Here is an 18,183-nt window from a genome sequence, read left to right as displayed (position 1 = left end):
CATTCGCACCGCCATGTCCGTCCAGGCCGATCAGCAACGCGACGTGCGCCGCCAATGGGCGCGGCCGGGCGGTAGCCACGACCGGCTGGTCAGGCTGCTCAAAGGCTGGCTGCCGATCGCGGTCGGCGTGCTGGCGGCGTTGCTGGCGACGGCGCCTTTCACCGGCGGCGACAAGGTCAGCTTCGTGCTCGACAAGAACAAGGTCGATGTCGCGAGGGAACGGATGCGCGTGACCGAAGCGCTCTATCGGGGTGAGGACAGCAAGGGCCAGCCCTTCTCTTTGCGCGCAGGCTCCGCGGTGCAGAAAAGCTCGCGCGAACCGATCGTCGACCTGAACGACATGTCGGCGCGCATATTGTTGTCGGACGGACCGGCGGTGCTGACCGCGCAGAAGGGCCGCTACGACATGGAAAGCGAGCGCGTGGCGATCGACGGGCCGGTCCAGTTCCAGGCGGCGGGCGGCTATCGCCTCACGACCCGCGACGTGGGCGTCGACCTGACCACGCGGCGGATGAAGAGCGCCGGCCGGGTCGACGGGCGAATCCCGATCGGCACCTTCAGCGCCGATCATCTGGAGGCGGACATGGGCGCACGCACCGTGACGCTGAACGGCCGGGCGAACTTGCGCATCGAACAAAATGGCCTCAAAGGGCGGAACTGATGAAACGCACCCTGATCCTGTTGTCGACCGCCTTCCTGGGCACCGCGGGCGTGATGATCGCCGGCGCGGACGCGCCCCTGTTCGGGCAGGTGTTCAAGAATCACGACAGCAACGCCCCGGTCAACTTCACCGCCGACCGCATCGAGGTGCAGGACCGCGCCGACCGCGTGGTCGTGTCCGGCAATGTCGAGGTGACGCAGGCCGGTATGACGCTGAACGCCGCGCGCATGACCGTCGCCTACAAGAATCAGCCGGGCGGCGGCACCGGCACCGACGGCATCGAAATCAACCGGATCGACGCATCGGGTGATGTCGTCGTGCGCAAGGCCGACCAGACCGCACGCGGCAATGTCGCGATCTACGACCTCAATGCCAAGCTGATCACCATGCTGGGCAATGTCGCGCTGACGCAGGGATCGAACCGGCTGACCGGCGGACGGCTGGTGATGGACCTCAATAGCGGGCGCTCGACCGTGGACGGCCGTTCAACCGGCGGCAGCGCGGGCACCTCGACCAGCCCGAGCGGGCGCGTGTCCGGCACCTTCACCGTGCCCCAGCGGAAGAACTGATCCCAGTCGGACGGCGTGCTATTCGTGCGGCCGCAATGCGTTGTTGAGGCTGTCCAGCACGGCGCCGATCGGCTCGGTCACGGTGACGCTGCGCCCTTCGCCGAAGCGGATGCGGGTTCCATCAGTGACCTGGGAGATGAAAGTGACCTGGGCGGGGTTGACGGCGGTCTGGGTGCGATCGGTGCCGACGAACATCACGAGCATGGCGTCCTCTCCTTTTTATGGAGAGCCAGCCTAGCGCGTTTCCCGGTGCGCGCCAGCGTTGATTTCGACGCTCAGGCCGCGTGCATCGCCGCGATGAAGCCGCCCGCGCGCGCCTCCAGCCGATGGGCTTCCTCCGCCAGCCGTCCGGCGACGTCGCGCATCGTCCGCGCGCTTCCCGTCCGTGCCAACGCATTGTCGCTGATCTGTCTCGCGCCGGCGCGTATATGGTCGCTGGAGGTTCCGGCCTCGGCCACGCTTTCGGCGATGGCGCGGCTGAAGGCGCTCTGGCGCGCGACCGCGTCGAATACCGCTGCCGACAGCCGGTCCGCCCGCATCATCGTGGCGTCCATATGCGCATGGCCGGCCGCGACATCGCCGATGGTGACACGAATATGATCGATCCGCCCGGAAATCTCCGCCGCCGCGCCGCGCGTCTGCGTCGCGAGCGCCTGAACCTCGCGCGCGACCACGGCGAATCCCTCCCCCGCCGCGCCGGCGCGTGCCGCTTCTATGCTGGCATTGAGCGCCAACATGCCGGTGGCCCGCGCGATCTTGTCAATCACGGCGACGACCTCGCCGATATTTTCCGCCTCCACACATAGGGCTTCGCTGCGCGCCGCTCCGGATCGACTGCGCGCCGCCGCCTCGCGAATCGCTTCGCCCGCGTCGCGCACCTCCGCTTCCATCGTCGCAAACAATTGACCCAGTGCCACGCCGCCAGCCGCAATCCCCGCCAGCCGATCCGCAGTCTGGGTCGTCGCCACCGCCATCGCCGCCGCATCCGCGCCGTCGACGGCCGCCCGCTCGGTCGCTTCGCCCGCCAGCGCGGCCAGTTGTTCGGCCATCACCACCAGGTCCATGATCAGTCTTTCGACGTCGCGGCGGAAGCCTTCGCTTTCCTGGGTGATCCGCTCCACCCGTTCGGCGCGCGCCAGCGCCACCCGCGCATCGCGCGCAGCGGTCAGGCGCAGCAACAACGGCCCACCCAACACCCCGGCAAAGCGCCCCCGGTCGGTGACGATCAATCCTTCGCACCCTTCGCCCTGCGCGGCAAAGAGGTCGACCAACGCCTCCACATCGGTGGTCCGCTCGACACAGACGCAGGGACGGACATGCTCGTCCAGCCGCCCGCCGAAGCTGGGGTTGCGCAGCAGGGCATGACCGAAGGGATTGAACAGGATGCGGCGCATGTCGCGCTCATAAATGGCGCCGGCTGGACATCCGGCGGCATCGACGACGGGCAGGAGCCGAAGCCCCGAATCATTCTGGAAACAGTCTACCGCCTCGCTCAACGGCCGGCCCAACCGGATCACCGGCCCCGCCTCCGCCAGATGCAGGTCGACGGGCATCTGCGCTGCGGGCGCATTTGTCTGGGGAAAGGGAAGCACGGCGGCGATCATGTCATCGGAAATAGCCTCATAATGGTAAACGAGGAGTTAGACGAAAATGACACTTATATGACAAGCACTTGTTTCAAAGGGATTCCCCGAACGGAAGCGGGCGATAGCCAAAGGCATCCTGCGCCAGTTTCACGATGGCGGGGTCCATCTCCGGGAAATCCATCGGGACCAGTTGCTCCAGCCGGTCGGCGACATATGTCAGCGCCGCGATCCGCCCTGCCTTGCGGTTATTATTGTCGATCACATGCCAGGGCGCCTGCTGGCTGTCGGTCTTTTTGAACATGGCGTGCATGGCATCGAGATAGTCCGCGCGCCGTGACCGGTTGCGATAATCGTCCGCGCCGGTCTTCCACCGCTTCCACGGCGTGTCGAGCCGCTGGGCAAGCTGCTCGTCCTGCACCGCCTGCGTGATATGGACGAACAGCTTGACGAAGTTCGTGCCCGCGTCGGACAATTGCCGTTCGAAGGCGTTGATTTCCTCATAGCCGCGTTTCCATTCGGCCTTGCTGCAATAGCCCTCGACCCGCTCCACCAGCACCCGGCCATACCAGCTGCGATCGAAGATCGCGATGTTGCGCCCGGCCGGCAGGCGGGTCCAGAAGCGCCAGAGGAAATGATGGTCGCGCTCGACATCGGTGGGGGCGGCGATGGGATGGACCTGATAATAGCGCGGGTCCCAGTCGGCGGTCATCCGCTTGATGATGCCGCCCTTGCCCGCCGCGTCCCAGCCTTCGAACAGGATCACGCTGCGCCGGTTGTGGAGGATATGGGCGACCTGGATCTTCGCCAGCCGATGCTGAAGGGCGGCCAGATCGGCGGCATAATCGCCCTTGTATTTCGCGCCCTCTTCATAGTCCGCAAGGTCGATCGCCATATTTTTCTCCTGAAAAAGCAAAGCCCAGCCCCTGTTAAAGAACAAGGGCGGGGCTTTCACAAGCGGTCGGGGAAGAAAGTGGTCAGGCCTTGGGCTGCGGCTCCACGACACGCACATGCAGTTCCCGCAGCTGCTTGAACTCGGCGGCGCTGGGTGCGCCCATGAGCAGATCCTCGGCGCGCTGGTTCATCGGGAACAGCGTGATCTCACGCAGATTCTGCGCGCCACACAGCAGCATCACGATGCGGTCAACGCCAGCGGCCATGCCGCCATGCGGCGGCGCGCCATATTGGAAAGCGCGATAGAGGCCGCCGAAACGCTCCTCGACATCGGCCTGGCTCAGGCCCACCAGTTCGAACGCCTTGACCATCGCTTCGGGCGACTGGTTGCGGATGGAGCCGGAGGCGATCTCATAGCCGTTGCAGACCATGTCATATTGATAGGCCTTGAGCGTCAGCGGGTCTTGCGTGTTGAGCGCCTCCAGCCCGCCCTGCGGCATCGAGAAGGGATTGTGGGCGAAGTCGATCTTCTTCTCGTCCTCGTCATATTCGTAGAAGGGGAAGTCGACGATCCAGCACAGTTCGAACCGGTCCTTGTCGATGAGGTCGAGCTGCTCGCCCACGCGAATGCGGGCGAGGCCGGCGAGCTTGGCCGCCTGCAATTCCCGGCCGGCAGCGAAGAAGACGCCGTCATTGGGACCGAGGCCCAGCGCCGCGACCAGCGTCGCGGTGGCTTCCTCGCCATGGTTCTTGGCGATCGGACCGCCGGGGACGCCGTCCTTGATGTTGATATAACCAAGGCCCGAATAGCCTTCGCCGCGCGCCCAGTTGTTCATATCGTCGAAGAATTTGCGGCTGCCGGCGCCCGCGCCCGGTGCCGGGATGGCGCGGATCACATTGCCGCTTTCCACCAGCGAGGCGAAAATGCCGAAGCCCGAGCCGACGAAATGATCAGTCACGTCCTGAATCAGGATCGGGTTGCGCAGATCGGGCTTGTCGCTGCCATATTTCAGCATCGCTTCGGCATGGGGGATACGCGGGAAGCCGCCCGCCGGGGTGACATGCTTGCCGTCGGCAAATGCCTCGAACACCTGGGCGATGACCGGCTCCATCGTGTTCCAGACGTCTTCCTGCGTGACGAAGCTCATCTCCAGGTCGAGCTGGTAGAATTCGCCCGGCAGGCGATCGGCCCGCGGGTCTTCGTCACGGAAACAGGGCGCGATCTGGAAATAGCGGTCGAAGCCCGCGACCATCAGCAACTGCTTATATTGCTGCGGCGCCTGCGGCAGGGCGTAGAATTTCCCGGCATGGATGCGGCTGGGCACCAGAAAGTCGCGCGCGCCTTCAGGCGAGGAGGCGGTCAGGATCGGGGTCGAATATTCGGTGAAGCCCACCCCTTCCATGCGGCGGCGCATGTCGGAGATGATCTTCGTCCGCTTGACGATGTTCGCGTGCAGCGTCTCGCGGCGCAGGTCGAGGAAGCGGTAGCGCAGGCGGATATCCTCGGGATAGTCCTGCTCGCCCGCGACCGGCAGCGGCAATTCCGCGGCGGTGGACAGGATCGTCACGTCGTCGGCGACAATCTCGATCTCGCCGGTCGCCATCTTCGGGTTGATGGCTTCGGCCGCGCGCGCAACCACCTTGCCCTCGATCGTCACCACCGACTCAAGGCGCAGGCTTTCCAGCGCACGAAGCGGGTCGCTGTCGGCCTTCGCCACGATCTGCGTGATGCCATAATGGTCGCGAAGATCGACGAACAGCACGCCGCCATGATCGCGCTTGCGATGCACCCAGCCGGACACCCGCACCGCATTGCCGACATCGGCCAAGGTCAGGGCGCCACAGGTATGAGTGCGATAGACATGCATGGCGTTTTACATCTTTCAGATTCGTTTTACGGAAATGACAAACTGTTGCGGCCCCGCTATGGCCGGTCCTGTCAAAGCATTGACCAGTCCGCCGGACGCGGGCCAGCCCATAATAAGATCGAAGACCATATGCAAATTCATCCGCTGATTACCGACAGCAAGACCCTCGCCGATTTCTGCGCCCGCATCGCGAAATCCCCCTACATCGCCGTCGATACCGAATTCATGCGGGAAAACAGCTATTGGCCCGAACTCTGCCTGGTGCAGGTCGCCGACCCGAACGAGGCCGCCGCGATCGATCCCAAGGCGCCGGGCCTGGACATGAAGCCCCTGCTCGACCTGCTGGTCGACAATGAGGATGTGCTGAAGGTCTTCCATGCCGGCGGACAGGATATCGAGATCGTCCACAACCTGACCGGCAAGACTCCGCACCCGATGTTCGACACCCAGATCGCGGCGATGGCGCTGGGGCTGGGCGAACAGATCGGCTACGGCAATCTGGTCGACGCCTGGATGGGCGTCCAGCTCGACAAGGGCGCGCGCTTCACCGACTGGGCACGCCGGCCGCTCGACAAACGCCAGATCGACTATGCGATCGGCGACGTCACCTATCTGATCCAGATCTTCCCCAAGATGCTGGACGAATTGCGCAAGACCGGGCGCGGCGACTGGCTCGATCAGGAAATGGAACGGATCAGCGATCCCGCCAATTACGAGAATGACCCGCAGGACGCCTGGAAGCGCGTCCGCATCGCCAGCCGCAAGGCCGATGTGCTCGGCCGACTGAAGGCGCTGGCCGCCTGGCGCGAAATGGAGGCGCGGGACAAGAATCTGCCGCGCGGCCGCATCGTCAAGGACGAGACGCTGGCCGATATCGCCAGCCATCCGCCCCGTGCTCAGGACGATCTGGGCAAGGTGCGCGGCCTGTCCGCCACCTGGCGGACCAACGATATCGGCGCGCGGCTGATGAGCGCGCTCGCCGCGCACAAGCCGCTCGGCAAGGAGGAGATGCCCGAGCGCGATCCCAAGCGGCCGGGCCTGGGCAAGGACGGCGCGCTGGTCGCCGACCTGCTCAAGCTGCTGCTCAAGATCCGCTCGCGCGATATCGACGTGGCGGCGCGGCTGATCGCGCGCAGCGACGATATCGATGCGCTGGCGGCGGGCGTGCGCGACGGGCTCTCCATTCTGGAAGGTTGGCGCTATGAGCAGTTCGGCCGCGACGCGGTCGATCTGGTCGAAGGCCGGCTTGCCTTCGCGGTCAGGAATGGCCGGCTCAAGATGACACGGACCGAATGAAGGGAGAAGGCGGATGCGGACGGCAGCTTTTGGCCTGATGGCGGCGATGCTCGCCCTGCCCCTCGCCGCCTGCGCGGGTGCGAACGGGCAAGGGCCGGACACCGCGTCGCCTGCGCCCGACGGGCCGTGCAAGAATGACGGGCTGGACCGTTTTACGGGGCAAAAGGCCAGCGCGGACGTCGGCGCGGAACTGCTCCGGGCGTCGGGTGCGAAGACACTCCGCTGGGGTGGTCCCGGCATGGCGATGACCATGGACTTCCGGCCCGATCGCCTGACCATCAGCTATGACGCCCAGATGCTGATCACATCGGCCCGTTGCGGATAGATTAGCCAGACACCGTGACCGCCACTGCCGATCTTGCCATCCGCTTGGCCCGCGCGACCTTCAATCGCGCGCTGGCCGAGGCCGACGTCAAGGCCATCGAACCGCTATTGGCGCGCGACGCGCTCCTCGTCACTGGCTCCGACAGCGCGGTGATTGTCGGGCGCAAGGCGCAGCTCCTGGCGTGGAAGCGGGAATTCGCCTCCGCCGACCGGCTGGTCTACAGCCGCACGACCGAAAGCGTCACCGTCTCCCCGGTCGAACCGATCGCAATGGAGCAAGGCCGATGGGAGGGAGTTGCGGCCGACACGGGTCGGATGCTCGCTGCGGGCAGCTATGCCGCCAAATGGCGCGCGGTCGGCGGCGCCTGGCTGCTGGAAGCGGAAATCTTCGTCACCCTTGCCTGACGAGGCGCCTAAAGCTCCAGTCCGATCAGCGTCCCGCTGCTGATCCGGTCGACATGGCGCTTGCCGTCAATCTCCAGCCAGTCTGGCGTGATCTCCAGCCGGCGGCCATTGATGGTGGTGCGCAGATGCTCCACCGCGATCCGGTTGCGCGTGACGATGCGCAGCACGCACAGGCCATCCCCCCGCGCCGCCATCATCGAATAGCGGTCGCCACGCAGCAGGAAATGCCAGCTGCCATTGGACGGCTTCCATTCATTGCCGTCGATGATCTGCATCGCCTCGCCATCGGAGCCGCCCAACCGCACGCTGATCCGCGTGGCGCCATTGGTCCGGCGCGGCGGGGCGAACAGCAGGATGGGTTCGCCGTCGAGCGTGATCGGGATCGGCGTGTCGCGCAACATGCGAGATCCGCCGACGATCAACTGCGGCAATTCCGCCGAGAAGGGCAGTCGATCGCGCGCGAAATGCCGTTGGCGCACCACCGGATTGGCATGGAAACTATGCACCTGAGTCGGGGTCAGCCGTCCTTCCTCGACCAACCCGTGACAGGTCGGACAGAGCAGGGTCGCGCCCGGTCCATCGGGCAGTCCCAGATAACGATAGATGGTGACGCCGCAACGCACGCAGGCAAAGCCACAGGCATGGCGGATCTCCGCACGCTGCTCGGCCGTCAGATCCGGCAAGGACGGCATCACTCGCAAGCCCACCATGGCGACACCCCTTTAGCAGCGCCGTCCGCCCCTTTGCGGATCGACGTTCCTGACATGGCGTCCTCTTGCGGTGCGGGTGTTCTGACGACCCCCCTGATTGTTACGCTATCGTTGAAATAAATCCGCCCAAGTCAAGGGCTGAACGAAATCTTCTATCGTTGCGGCAACAGGTCCACGTTACGCGCCGCCGCAATCGCGCGGATGCGGTCGGGACGCGGCATATTCTTGATCGCGATTTCGGCAAAGTCCCCGGCGCTGAACAGCTCCACATGGCCGACGCCGAAAATGCGCTGACCCAGGCTCTGTGTAATCCGCACCGACCGGATGCTCGACAGCGCGATCTCGGTCCGCTGCTTGGACAGCAGCCCCCGTTCCATCAGCACCTCCCGCTCGCTCAATGCCAGTCGCTCGCTTTTGCGCATCACCCACCAGATACCGATCGCCAGAATGCCGACGACCGAGACCAGCAGCAGGATGAAGAGAAAAGGATGCGCGCGAAACATCGCAGGATGCTCGTCATACAGCCAGGTTTCGCTCACGCCGCCTCCGATGCTCTTGGGCGTCGCGACTTGAACATGGCGCCGCCCGGCCGTCAAGGCATCACCAGCCGACCCCGAACGATCGGTGCGCCGCCGCCCCCCGACGTCCGCCTGCGACGAGCCGAGTGCACCCGTCGTCCTCGCTGTCCCAAAGGACATTATCGCGACCGGACCGTACCTCCTCTGACGCGCCGACCATCCTGATGGCAAGCTGACGCCCCCCTGCTTGTGAGGCAGACTATGCCGCGCTCCCCGACCGGCGCGAGGACCTCATGGCAAATTATTATAATATTCTCGGCAGCCAGACGCTGACCGGCACATCCACGGCGGACAGTTTCTATCTGTTCAACAAGGATACCAGCCCGAACAATGTCAGGGTCGACGTCACCTTTGCGACGTTCGCCTGGAGCACCTCGCTGCACCTGTTGAACGGCACGATCTTCCAGCTTACCGGGTCGAACGTGTATGGCTCGACCGATCTGGTGATCGGCGACAAATATGACGCCATCTACGGCTCCAGCGGCAATGATTTCGTCGCCTATAATAATGGCACGTTCAACGATGGCCTGGGGGGCTTTCAGAATATCCAGCTCCTATATCTAGGCGGTGGCGACGATCTGGTCGATCTGACGGCACATGGGCCGGGCGGCCTTGCTTATGCCAAGGACATGAAAATCTATGCCGGCGACGGCAATGACAAGATCGTCGGCGGCGCCGGCGCCGACGTCTTCTACGGGGAAGCGGGCGACGATTTCATCATGGGCTTTGCCGGCGCCGACGTCGTCTATGGCGGCGATGGCAGCGACCTGATCTATGGCGACGATTTCGGCGCCGATGGCAGCCGCAGCTACGACACGCTCTACGGTCAACGCGGCGACGACGTCATCTATGGCGGCGGGCGCGACGACACGCTCGATGGCGGCGACGACAATGACCAGCTGTTCGGCGGCGACGGCGCCGATTCGCTGCTCGGCGGTAGCGGCAACGACATCCTCTATGGCGACGATGCCGGCAATGTGAACAAGGACAAGCTTCAGGGCGGCGCGGGCGACGACCAGCTATTCGGCGGCGGCGGCAATGACGAACTGTTCGGCGGCGGCAACAACGACATGCTGGATGGCGGCGACGGCAACGACTATCTCAGCGGCGACGCGGGCGACGACAGCATATTGGCCAGCGTAGGCACCGACACGATCGATGGCGGCGCCGATGTCGATACGGTCGTCTTCACCGGTAATCGCGCCGATTATCTCCTGCGCACCAATGCGGACGGATCGGTCACGCTGACCGATCAGCGTGTGGGAACCAATGACGGCGGCGACACGCTCCGAAATGTCGAGTTTTTCCGCTTTGTCGACATAACGCTCGATGCCACCCGGCTCAGCACGCCGCCCACGATCATATCGAACGGCGGAGGAGCCAGCGCGGCGATCAGCATGGCCGAAAATGGGACCGATCCGGTCACGACCATATTGGCGACCGATCCCGATGTCGGCCAGTCGCTCGTCTACCGCATCCTCGGCGGGGCCGACGCCGCGCTGTTCGCCATTGACGGCACGACCGGGGCGCTCACCTTCCGCACGCCGCCCGATTTCGAAAATGCAATCGATGCCGACGGCAACAATATCTATGACGTGATCGTCGGAGCGGACGATCTGGCCGGCGGGATCGGGCAGCAGCAGCTCGCCATCACGATCCTCGATCTGGCCGACGGCAATGCGCCAGTGATCACGGGTGGACGCAACGCGTCGATTACGGTCAATGAAAATCTGGTCGCGGCGACCACAATCGTAGCGAACGACCCCGAAGGCGGTTCGATCAGCTATGCGATCGTCGGCGGCGCGGACGGCGCCCGCTTCACGATCAATGCGCTGACCGGCGCGCTCAGCTTCAGGACGGCGCCCGATTATGAGGCGCCCGCCGACGCGGACCAGAATAATATCTATCAGGTCACGGTCGCCGCCAGCGACGGCACCAATGCATCCTGGCAGACGCTGGCGGTGTCCGTCGCCAATCTGAACGACACGGCGCCGGTGCTGACATCCAATGGCGGCGGATCGACGGCGGCGATCTCCATCATCGAAAATGCTCTGGCCGTGACGACGGTGCGCGCCACCGACGCGGATGGCAGCCCGCTCACCTATCAAATCACCGGCGGCACCGATGCGGCGCTCTTCCAGATCGATGCGAATAGCGGCGTTCTGCGGTTCCGCGCGGCGCCCGATTATGAGGCGGCCGGGGACGCCAACCATGACAATGTCTATCTGGTCACGGTCGCGGCCAGCGACGGCGTTGCGGTGGCGAGCCAGACGCTTTCGGTGAGCGTGACGAACGGCAACGACAATGCGCCCGTCATCGCCTCCAATGGCGGCGGCGCGAGCGCGGCCCTCAACATGGCGGAAAATGGCACGGCGGTCACGACCGTCGCCGCGACGGATGCCGACGGATCGACGCTCAGCTACAGCATCGTGGGCGGCGCCGACGCGGCCCTGTTCCTGATCGACGCTGCGACCGGCGCGCTGCGCTTCGCGGCGGCGCCGGACTATGAGCATCCGCTCGATGCCGGCACGAACAATGTCTATGACGTGGTCGTTGCAGCGAGCGACGGCACCTATTCCGACCAGCAGGCGATTGCCGTGACGATCACCGACGTCAACGAAATCGGCCGAACGCTGAACGGCAATGGCGCCAACGAAACTTTCTCGCCTACCGCATCGGGCGTCTACCAGACGACCGCGCTCAACGACACCATCTATGCCAAGGGCGGCAATGACAGCATCGATGGCGGCGCCGGCGCCGATTATATGGACGGCAGCATCGGCAACGACGTTTATTATGTCGACACTTGGTCGGACAATGGCTGGGATGCCGACGACGATCAGGTGATCGAGGCGGCCGGTTCAGGCACGGATCGCGTCGTCGCATCGGTCAGCTACCGTCTGGCGCTCAATGTGGAAAATCTGACCCTCGCCGGCACCGCCGCCCTTTCGGGCTGGGGCAATGATCTCAACAATGTCATCGATGGCAACGGGACCGCGAACCTGATCGACGGCGGCAACGGCAATGACACGCTGTCGGGCGGCGACGGCGACGACACCGTCATCGGCGGGGCGGGGACCGACATCCTGACCGGCAATGCGGGCAATGACTGGCTTCAGGGCGGGGTCGGCAGCGATTCGATCGACGGCGGCGCCGGCGCGGACCGGATGGAAGGCGGCGACAGCAACGACACCTATTATGTCGATGCCTGGTCCGATGACGGAAACAGCGACAACGACGATGTCGTGCTCGAACTATCCGGCGGCGGCACCGATCTGGTCAATGCGTCGATCAGCTATGTCCTGGCGAACGAAGTCGAGAAGCTGACCTTGACGGGCAGCGCGGCGATCGACGGCACCGGCAACGTCCTTGCCAATATCATCGCCGGCAACGGCGCCGCCAACCGCATCCTGGGCCTTGCCGGCGCCGACACGATCGACGGCGGCGGCGGCGACGACATTCTGGAAGGCGGCGACGATAACGACACGCTGACCGGCAACACAGGCAACGACCGGCTGCTTGGTGGGGGTATGTTGGACCTGCTCGACGGCGGCAACGGCAATGACTGGCTGGACGGTGGCGATTCGAACGATACGCTGCGCGGGCAGGCCGGTGCGGACACGCTGATCGGCGGCAAGGGCAAGGATGTCCTCACCGGCGGCGCAGATGGCGATATCTTCCAGTTCGTATTCGGCGACACCTCGGCCAATGCCGGCTCCAACGACACGATCACGGATTTCGCGACCGGGTTCGACCGTGTGGACATCGACGCCTTTGTCGGCAACCCCAGCCGCTATGCCGAAACGGCGATCGCTTCCTCGGCCTATGCCGACGGGCTGGCCGCGGCGCAGGCGCTCGGCGGGTCATCCGGTGCGCAGGCGGTGTTCGTCGCCGGCTCGGTCGACGGCTGGCTGTTCTGGGACGGCAATGGCGACGGCACGATCGATCAGGCCGTCATCCTGACCGGACTTCGGACCGTCGATGCCTTCGCCATAACCGACATCATCTGAGGTCGACCTGAATGCGATGACATGGCGCCCCGCCGCCGGCGGGCGCCGTGTCAGCTTTCGTCGCCCATGCGCAGCGCGGCGATGAAGGCTTCCTGCGGGATCTGCACGCTGCCATATTCGCGCATCCGCTTCTTGCCTTCCTTCTGCTTCTCCAGCAGCTTCTTCTTGCGGGTGATGTCGCCGCCATAGCATTTGGCGGTCACGTCCTTGCGCATGGCCGCGATCGTCTCGCGGGCGATCACCTTACCGCCGATCGCCGCCTGGATCGGGATCTTGAACAGATGGCGGGGGATGAGATCCTTCAACCGCTCGCACATATGCCGCCCGCGCGCTTCCGCCGCGCTGCGGTGGACGATCATCGACAACGCATCGACCGGCTCATTGTTGACGAGGATGCTCATCTTGACGAGATCGCCCTCGCGCGTGCCGATCTGGTGATAGTCGAAGCTGGCATAGCCGCGGCTGATCGACTTCAGCCGATCGTAGAAGTCGAACACCACTTCGTTGAGCGGCAGTTCATATGTCACCTGCGCGCGACCGCCGACATAGGTCAGATTCTTCTGAATGCCGCGCCGGTCCTGACAGAGCTTCAGGATCGAGCCGAGATATTCATCGGGGCAATAGATCACCGCCTCGATCCATGGCTCCTCGATCATCTCGATATGGTTGGGATCGGGCATGTCGGCGGGGTTGTGCAGATGGCGCACGGTCCCGTCCTTCATATGCATCTCATAGACCACCGACGGCGCGGTGGTGATGAGGTCCAGATCATATTCGCGGCTGAGCCGCTCCTGGATGATCTCCAGATGGAGCAGGCCCAGGAAGCCGCAGCGGAAGCCGAAGCCCAAAGCCGCCGACGTCTCCATCTCGAAGGAGAAGCTGGCATCGTTGAGGCGCAGCTTGCTGATCGACTCGCGCAGCTTCTCGAAATCATTGGCATCGACCGGGAAGAGGCCGCAGAACACCACCGGCTGCACTTCCTTGAAGCCCGGCAGCGGTTTCGCCGCGCCATTCTTGACCGTGGTGATGGTGTCGCCCACGCGGGTCTGCGCGATTTCCTTGATCTGCGCGGTGATGAAGCCGATCTCGCCCGCAGCCAGTTCGGGCAGCGCCTCGATCTTGGGGCGCATACAACCGACACGATCGATCAGATGCTCGGTGCCGCCGATCATGAACTTGATCGCCTGCCCCTTCCTGATGACGCCGTTGACCACGCGCACGAGGATGACGACGCCCAGATAGGGATCGTACCAGCTGTCGACCAGCATCGCTTCCAGCGGCGCGTTGCGATCCCCCTTGGGCGCGGGAATCTTGGCGACGATGGCTTCGAGTATCTCGTCGATGCCGATGCCCGACTTGGCGCTGGCCAGCACGGCTTCGGATGCGTCGAGGCCGATCACTTCCTCGATTTCCGCCCGCACCTTCTCCGGCTCGGCGGCGGGCAGGTCGATCTTGTTCAGCACCGGCACGATCTCATGGTCATGCTCGATCGATTGATAGACATTGGCCAGCGTCTGCGCTTCCACGCCCTGCGCGGCGTCCACGACCAGCAGCGCGCCCTCACAGGCGGCCAGGCTGCGCGAGACTTCATAGGCGAAGTCGACATGGCCCGGCGTGTCCATGAGGTTCAGCTCATAGGTTTCGCCATTTTTGGCGGTATAGTCGAGGCGCACCGTCTGCGCCTTGATCGTGATCCCGCGCTCCTTTTCGATGTCCATATTATCAAGGACTTGTGCGCTCATCTCACGGTCGGTCAGGCCACCGGTGCGCTGGATCAGGCGGTCGGCCAAGGTCGATTTGCCATGGTCGATATGCGCGATGATCGAGAAATTACGGATATGGGACAGGTCGGTCATCGGCGCCCGATAGCAGCGATTCCGCGCGCTGTCAGCAGGATCGCGCGCTCTGTGATCTCGATGACAAGCCCCGTCATATCTGCCCCTTTGCTTGGAAGCGGGATAACGCTGTGATAGACTGCGGCCAAAATATTCGGGGCGCGCGACATTCTCTAGATCAAGCACAGAACGGGGTTCTTGAAATGCGTGTATTGAAGATGCTGGCCGCCTCCGCGGTCTGCCTTGCTCTCGCCACGTCGCCTGCTCTCGCGGCCGACAAGGGTTCCTCGGGCCGTCAGGCCCAGGCCAAGAAGCAAATGGAAATTCCCCGCTGCACCAGGCGGCTCGGCACCGTCGCGATCGTCGAGCCGGACAATCAATGGTGGCGCGAATTGAACCTCGGCAGTCCCGAGGCCATCATCAAGCTGTTCGTGCAGCAGTCAGGCTGCTTCGGCATCGTCAATCGCGGCCGATCGATGGCCAGCCGCAACATGGAACGCGCCATGGCGGATTCGGGCGAATTGCAGGCCGGATCGAACCTGGGCAAGGGCCAGGTCAAGGCTGCGGATTATTTCATTCAGCCCGACATCGTCACCACCAACAAGAATAGCGGCGGCAACGCGCTGGGCGGGCTGGTCGGCGGCTTCCTGGGCGGCCGGACGCTCGGCGCTCTGGCCGGCGGCATCTCGATCAAGAAGAGCGAGGCCAATGTCATGCTTTCGGTGGTCAATGCCCGCACCACCGAGGAAGAGGTGATGGCCGAAGGTTATTTCCGCAAATCGGACCTGAGCTTCGGCGGCGGCGGCGGCCTGGGCTGGATGGGCGGCCTCGCCGCAGTTGGCGGCGGCGGCTACCAGAATACTGACATCGGCCAGGTCATCGTGCTCGCTTATCTTGACGCCTATACGAAGATGGTGACGCAGATGGGCGGCCTTCCTGCCAATGCGGCGGCGGCGGCCCCGGTCGCGCAGTAAAGCGGCAGGCGAAAAATCGGGAAGGCGCGGTCGGAAACGGCCGCGCCTTTTTCATGTCTGGCTGGGCGCCGCTTCCGGCGCGGACGCCCGTGCATCCCGCCGGCGTTTCCACCAGGCCAATATCGCCTCCCCCGCCGGCCGTTCGACCAGACGGTTGATGCCCGTGCCCAACAGCAACGCGACGAGAAAAGCCGCGGCAAAACCGATCCAGGGGCTGTAGCCGGCCTTGGCGCATTCCAGCATGACAACGAAACCGACATGCTGGTGGATCAGGTAGAAGGAATAGCTGATCCCGCCCAGCCAGACTAGCGGATGCCAGGCAAGGAAACGCAGATGTCCGTGGATCAACGCCACGAAGGCCAGCAGCAGAGCGCAGCCGACAATGGTGACGTCCCATGTCTCCATCGTAGCGATCGACAGCAAGGCGAGCGCCGCATAGGGCGCCTGCTGCCATAAGCTGCGCTGCCCGCGCCACAGGCGATAGGCGAGAATGCCGATGACGAAGAAGGGCGTATAGCGCAGCACCAGCAGCATGATGATCCGCTCGGGCATGTCCGGCCATGCCCAGTAGAGCCAGCGGATCAGCAGCCAGACAGCCAGAACCGGCTCCAGCCGCCGGATGCCGGCAAATTTCCATATCGCGATCATGCAGAAATAGAAGGCGATCTCCACCGTCAGCGTCCAATAGGCGCCGTCCACCTCCGGCAGGAAGGCGAAGCCCTGCAGCATGGTGAAATTGGCGAGGATCGCCACCGGCCCGATCAGCAATTGCGTCGCCTGCGCAAGATATTCGATCGAGAGCGTCAACAACATCGCGACCAGATAGGCGGGATAGAGCCGGGCGAAACGGTTGACCACGAAATCGGCCACTGTCGCTATGCGATCCAGGGTGAAGAAGATCGCGAAGCCCGAAATGGTGAAGAACAACAGCACGCGGTAATTGCCGCCGGGAAAGCTGAAGGGCACATGCGCCGCCTGCGGAAACAATTCATGGAAGCGCGTGGAATAGTGGAAGATCAGCACGCACAGGGCGCCGATGCCCCGCAATGCGTCCAATTCCGTCAAGCGGCCACGGGCAAGCGGCGTTCCAGCCATGCTCCTCCATAGCAACAGCGCAGCAATGAATCTGCTCAGATCATGGTTAACAAAGCCCGTCGAAACAAGGTTTTTTGCTATTTCTTTGCCAAATTGAGACAGAAGCACACGAGTTCTGTCGCCCGATCGCCGCGATCAGCGCGCGCCCGATTCGGCCGCCTGTTTCAGCCCGGCCAATTGCTCGCCCAGAACCTGGTCCACCAGCGGCGCCAGTTTGGCCGCGCCGCCGCGCAGATAGCCGCCGACCACATAGGTCATGACAACCTTCACGCCCTTTCCGGTCGGGGTGATCGCGAAATCCAGCGTCCCCACCACCGCTTCGGTCTGGAGTGGTCCCAGCGCGCCGGCAAGACGCAATTGCTTGCCGGGCATGGCATAGATCACCCGCCCATGCTCGATCGAGCCGCCCGGTCCCGCCTTGGCCGGGATCGTCTCACAGAAACAGCCGCCGGCTCGCGCATCGATCGTCATATTGGCCGAATCGCCGCTATAGGTATGGCCGTCGTTCCACCAACGGCCGGGCGCCGTCAGCAGGCTATAAACCGCCTCGGCGCTCGCGGCGATCTCGACACTGCGCTCGGTCGCGAATCCCGCCTCACTGCTGCCCGTGACAGCAGCATGGGCCGGCGCGGCCATCGCCGCACCAGCCCATGCCAGTAATCCGTAAATGCGCATATCCGCCTACCCCTCTTTCCGGGAGACAGAATAGCTCAGGCCGCGCCGCCGTCCAATATGGCAGCGATGGCGCTGGTCACATCGTCCATGTCCGCCATGCCGTCGACCCGCGACACGATGCCGCGCGCATCATAGATCGGCAGGATCGGCGCGGTCTTGGCGCGATATTCGCCCATGCGGGTGCGCACCGTTTCCTCATTGTCGTCGGGCCGGCGCTTGAACTCATGCCCATGGCATTTGTCGCACTCGCCCTCGACTTTCGGCTGCTTGAAGCTGTCATGATAGCCTTCGCCGCAGGTTGCGCAGGTGAAACGACCGGTGATGCGCTCGACCAGCGCATCCTCGTCCACATCCAGTTCGATCACATGATCCAGCGTGCGATTGCGATCGCCCAGGATGGTGTCGAGCGAATGGGCCTGCGCCTCGGTCCGCGGATAGCCGTCGAAGATCACGCCGGTTTCGGGCGCCAGCCCATCGAGCGCTTCGCCGATGATCCCCGACACGATCTCGTCGGACACCAGTTCGCCCGCTTCCATGACGGTCTTTGCCTTGAGCCCGATCGGCGTCCCGGCCTTCACCGCGGCGCGCAGCATGTCGCCCGTGGACAGTTGCACCATGCCACGGCTGTCGACCAGGCGCGTCGCCTGCGTGCCCTTTCCGGCGCCCGGAGGACCAAGCAATATGATATTCATTGCGCGCATACTCC

The 18,183-nt window shown here is 64.1% G+C and carries 17 protein-coding genes; 7 read left to right on the top strand and 10 right to left on the bottom strand.

The window, feature by feature from the left end; all coding sequences use genetic code 11:
- Positions 1-13 precede the first annotated feature (13 nt).
- Entirely contained in the window at positions 14-661 is a 648-nt protein-coding gene (locus tag AC58EF_RS06125) for an LPS export ABC transporter periplasmic protein LptC (protein ID WP_497275288.1), read from the top strand.
- Positions 661-1,230, top strand: a complete 570-nt coding sequence (locus tag AC58EF_RS06120) for an LptA/OstA family protein (RefSeq protein ID WP_497275287.1) — start codon at positions 661-663, stop codon at positions 1,228-1,230. Before AC58EF_RS06125 ends, AC58EF_RS06120 begins: the two co-directional genes overlap by 1 nt.
- An 18-nt stretch (positions 1,231-1,248) precedes the next feature.
- Here AC58EF_RS06120 and AC58EF_RS06115 read toward each other — a convergent pair whose 3' ends face one another.
- The 4 genes from AC58EF_RS06115 to aspS all read right to left on the bottom strand — a co-directional run bounded on the left by AC58EF_RS06115 (position 1,249) and on the right by aspS (position 5,575).
- Positions 1,249-1,434 carry a hypothetical protein gene (locus AC58EF_RS06115; RefSeq protein WP_497275285.1) on the bottom strand — a complete coding sequence of 62 codons (186 nt, stop codon included), beginning with the start codon at positions 1,432-1,434 and terminating at the stop codon, positions 1,249-1,251.
- Between the two features lie 71 nt (positions 1,435-1,505).
- Positions 1,506-2,834, bottom strand: coding sequence for a methyl-accepting chemotaxis protein (locus tag AC58EF_RS06110; RefSeq protein WP_497275283.1), 1,329 nt, complete (start codon positions 2,832-2,834; stop codon positions 1,506-1,508).
- Between the two features lie 73 nt (positions 2,835-2,907).
- The gene (locus AC58EF_RS06105; RefSeq protein ID WP_497275281.1) at positions 2,908-3,708 is read right to left on the bottom strand and encodes a polyphosphate kinase 2 family protein; all 801 of its coding nucleotides are present in this window, start codon (positions 3,706-3,708) and stop codon (positions 2,908-2,910) included.
- An 82-nt stretch (positions 3,709-3,790) separates the two neighbouring features.
- Positions 3,791-5,575: an aspartate--tRNA ligase gene (gene aspS, locus AC58EF_RS06100; protein WP_497275279.1), complete on the bottom strand. Its 1,785-nt coding sequence runs from the start codon at positions 5,573-5,575 to the stop codon at positions 3,791-3,793.
- A 129-nt stretch (positions 5,576-5,704) separates the two neighbouring features.
- Between aspS and rnd the strand changes: the two genes are divergently transcribed.
- From rnd to AC58EF_RS06085, 3 genes are read left to right on the top strand one after another with little or no spacing between them, the layout of a single operon-like run.
- The gene (rnd, locus tag AC58EF_RS06095; RefSeq protein WP_497275277.1) at positions 5,705-6,871 is read left to right on the top strand and encodes a ribonuclease D; all 1,167 of its coding nucleotides are present in this window, start codon (positions 5,705-5,707) and stop codon (positions 6,869-6,871) included.
- 13 nt (positions 6,872-6,884) lie between these two features.
- On the top strand, positions 6,885-7,196 hold the full coding sequence (locus tag AC58EF_RS06090; RefSeq protein ID WP_497275276.1) for an I78 family peptidase inhibitor: 312 nt from the start codon (positions 6,885-6,887) through the stop codon (positions 7,194-7,196).
- A 14-nt stretch (positions 7,197-7,210) separates the two neighbouring features.
- A complete protein-coding gene (locus tag AC58EF_RS06085; protein WP_497275274.1) occupies positions 7,211-7,600 on the top strand; it encodes a nuclear transport factor 2 family protein in 390 nt (129 codons plus the stop codon).
- Between the two features lie 8 nt (positions 7,601-7,608).
- Here AC58EF_RS06085 and AC58EF_RS06080 read toward each other — a convergent pair whose 3' ends face one another.
- Together AC58EF_RS06080 and AC58EF_RS06075 are read right to left on the bottom strand one after the other, a co-directional pair.
- Positions 7,609-8,310 carry a hypothetical protein gene (locus AC58EF_RS06080; protein WP_497275272.1) on the bottom strand — a complete coding sequence of 234 codons (702 nt, stop codon included), beginning with the start codon at positions 8,308-8,310 and terminating at the stop codon, positions 7,609-7,611.
- 152 nt (positions 8,311-8,462) lie between these two features.
- Positions 8,463-8,849 (bottom strand): PH domain-containing protein, encoded by a 387-nt coding sequence (locus AC58EF_RS06075; protein WP_497275270.1) that lies wholly within the window; start codon positions 8,847-8,849, stop codon positions 8,463-8,465.
- A 272-nt stretch (positions 8,850-9,121) separates the two neighbouring features.
- On the opposite strand from AC58EF_RS06075, the gene AC58EF_RS06070 reads away from it, so the two are divergent.
- The gene (locus AC58EF_RS06070) at positions 9,122-12,898 is read left to right on the top strand and encodes a beta strand repeat-containing protein (protein ID WP_497275268.1); all 3,777 of its coding nucleotides are present in this window, start codon (positions 9,122-9,124) and stop codon (positions 12,896-12,898) included.
- Positions 12,899-12,948: 50 nt separating this feature from the next.
- Here AC58EF_RS06070 and lepA read toward each other — a convergent pair whose 3' ends face one another.
- Complete coding sequence (lepA, locus tag AC58EF_RS06065; RefSeq protein WP_497275267.1) at positions 12,949-14,754, bottom strand: translation elongation factor 4; 1,806 nt, start codon at positions 14,752-14,754, stop codon at positions 12,949-12,951.
- Positions 14,755-14,936: 182 nt separating this feature from the next.
- On the opposite strand from lepA, the gene AC58EF_RS06060 reads away from it, so the two are divergent.
- Complete coding sequence (locus tag AC58EF_RS06060) at positions 14,937-15,707, top strand: CsgG/HfaB family protein (protein WP_497275265.1); 771 nt, start codon at positions 14,937-14,939, stop codon at positions 15,705-15,707.
- Between the two features lie 51 nt (positions 15,708-15,758).
- Here AC58EF_RS06060 and AC58EF_RS06055 read toward each other — a convergent pair whose 3' ends face one another.
- The 3 genes from AC58EF_RS06055 to AC58EF_RS06045 all read right to left on the bottom strand — a co-directional run bounded on the left by AC58EF_RS06055 (position 15,759) and on the right by AC58EF_RS06045 (position 18,169).
- The gene (locus tag AC58EF_RS06055; RefSeq protein ID WP_497275264.1) at positions 15,759-16,802 is read right to left on the bottom strand and encodes an acyltransferase family protein; all 1,044 of its coding nucleotides are present in this window, start codon (positions 16,800-16,802) and stop codon (positions 15,759-15,761) included.
- Between the two features lie 135 nt (positions 16,803-16,937).
- A complete protein-coding gene (locus AC58EF_RS06050) occupies positions 16,938-17,477 on the bottom strand; it encodes an SRPBCC family protein (RefSeq protein WP_497275262.1) in 540 nt (179 codons plus the stop codon).
- A 35-nt stretch (positions 17,478-17,512) separates the two neighbouring features.
- The gene (locus tag AC58EF_RS06045; protein WP_497275261.1) at positions 17,513-18,169 is read right to left on the bottom strand and encodes an adenylate kinase; all 657 of its coding nucleotides are present in this window, start codon (positions 18,167-18,169) and stop codon (positions 17,513-17,515) included.
- Positions 18,170-18,183 lie beyond the last annotated feature (14 nt).

Source organism: Sphingobium sp. WR1 (genome assembly GCF_059693745.1).
This window is presented reverse-complemented; position numbering and strand designations above follow the sequence as displayed.

Coding starts and splice junctions, on each gene's coding strand:
- AC58EF_RS06110 (WP_497275283.1), bottom strand. CDS start 2,834: ATGATCGCCGCCGTGCTTCCCTTTCCCCAGACAAATGCGCCCGCAGCG.
- AC58EF_RS06125 (WP_497275288.1), top strand. CDS start 14: ATGTCCGTCCAGGCCGATCAGCAACGCGACGTGCGCCGCCAATGGGCG.
- AC58EF_RS06045 (WP_497275261.1), bottom strand. CDS start 18,169: ATGAATATCATATTGCTTGGTCCTCCGGGCGCCGGAAAGGGCACGCAG.
- AC58EF_RS06115 (WP_497275285.1), bottom strand. CDS start 1,434: ATGCTCGTGATGTTCGTCGGCACCGATCGCACCCAGACCGCCGTCAAC.
- rnd (WP_497275277.1), top strand. CDS start 5,705: ATGCAAATTCATCCGCTGATTACCGACAGCAAGACCCTCGCCGATTTC.
- aspS (WP_497275279.1), bottom strand. CDS start 5,575: ATGCATGTCTATCGCACTCATACCTGTGGCGCCCTGACCTTGGCCGAT.
- AC58EF_RS06080 (WP_497275272.1), bottom strand. CDS start 8,310: ATGGTGGGCTTGCGAGTGATGCCGTCCTTGCCGGATCTGACGGCCGAG.
- AC58EF_RS06050 (WP_497275262.1), bottom strand. CDS start 17,477: ATGCGCATTTACGGATTACTGGCATGGGCTGGTGCGGCGATGGCCGCG.
- lepA (WP_497275267.1), bottom strand. CDS start 14,754: ATGACCGACCTGTCCCATATCCGTAATTTCTCGATCATCGCGCATATC.
- AC58EF_RS06105 (WP_497275281.1), bottom strand. CDS start 3,708: ATGGCGATCGACCTTGCGGACTATGAAGAGGGCGCGAAATACAAGGGC.
- AC58EF_RS06090 (WP_497275276.1), top strand. CDS start 6,885: ATGCGGACGGCAGCTTTTGGCCTGATGGCGGCGATGCTCGCCCTGCCC.
- AC58EF_RS06060 (WP_497275265.1), top strand. CDS start 14,937: ATGCGTGTATTGAAGATGCTGGCCGCCTCCGCGGTCTGCCTTGCTCTC.
- AC58EF_RS06055 (WP_497275264.1), bottom strand. CDS start 16,802: ATGGCTGGAACGCCGCTTGCCCGTGGCCGCTTGACGGAATTGGACGCA.
- AC58EF_RS06120 (WP_497275287.1), top strand. CDS start 661: ATGAAACGCACCCTGATCCTGTTGTCGACCGCCTTCCTGGGCACCGCG.
- AC58EF_RS06070 (WP_497275268.1), top strand. CDS start 9,122: ATGGCAAATTATTATAATATTCTCGGCAGCCAGACGCTGACCGGCACA.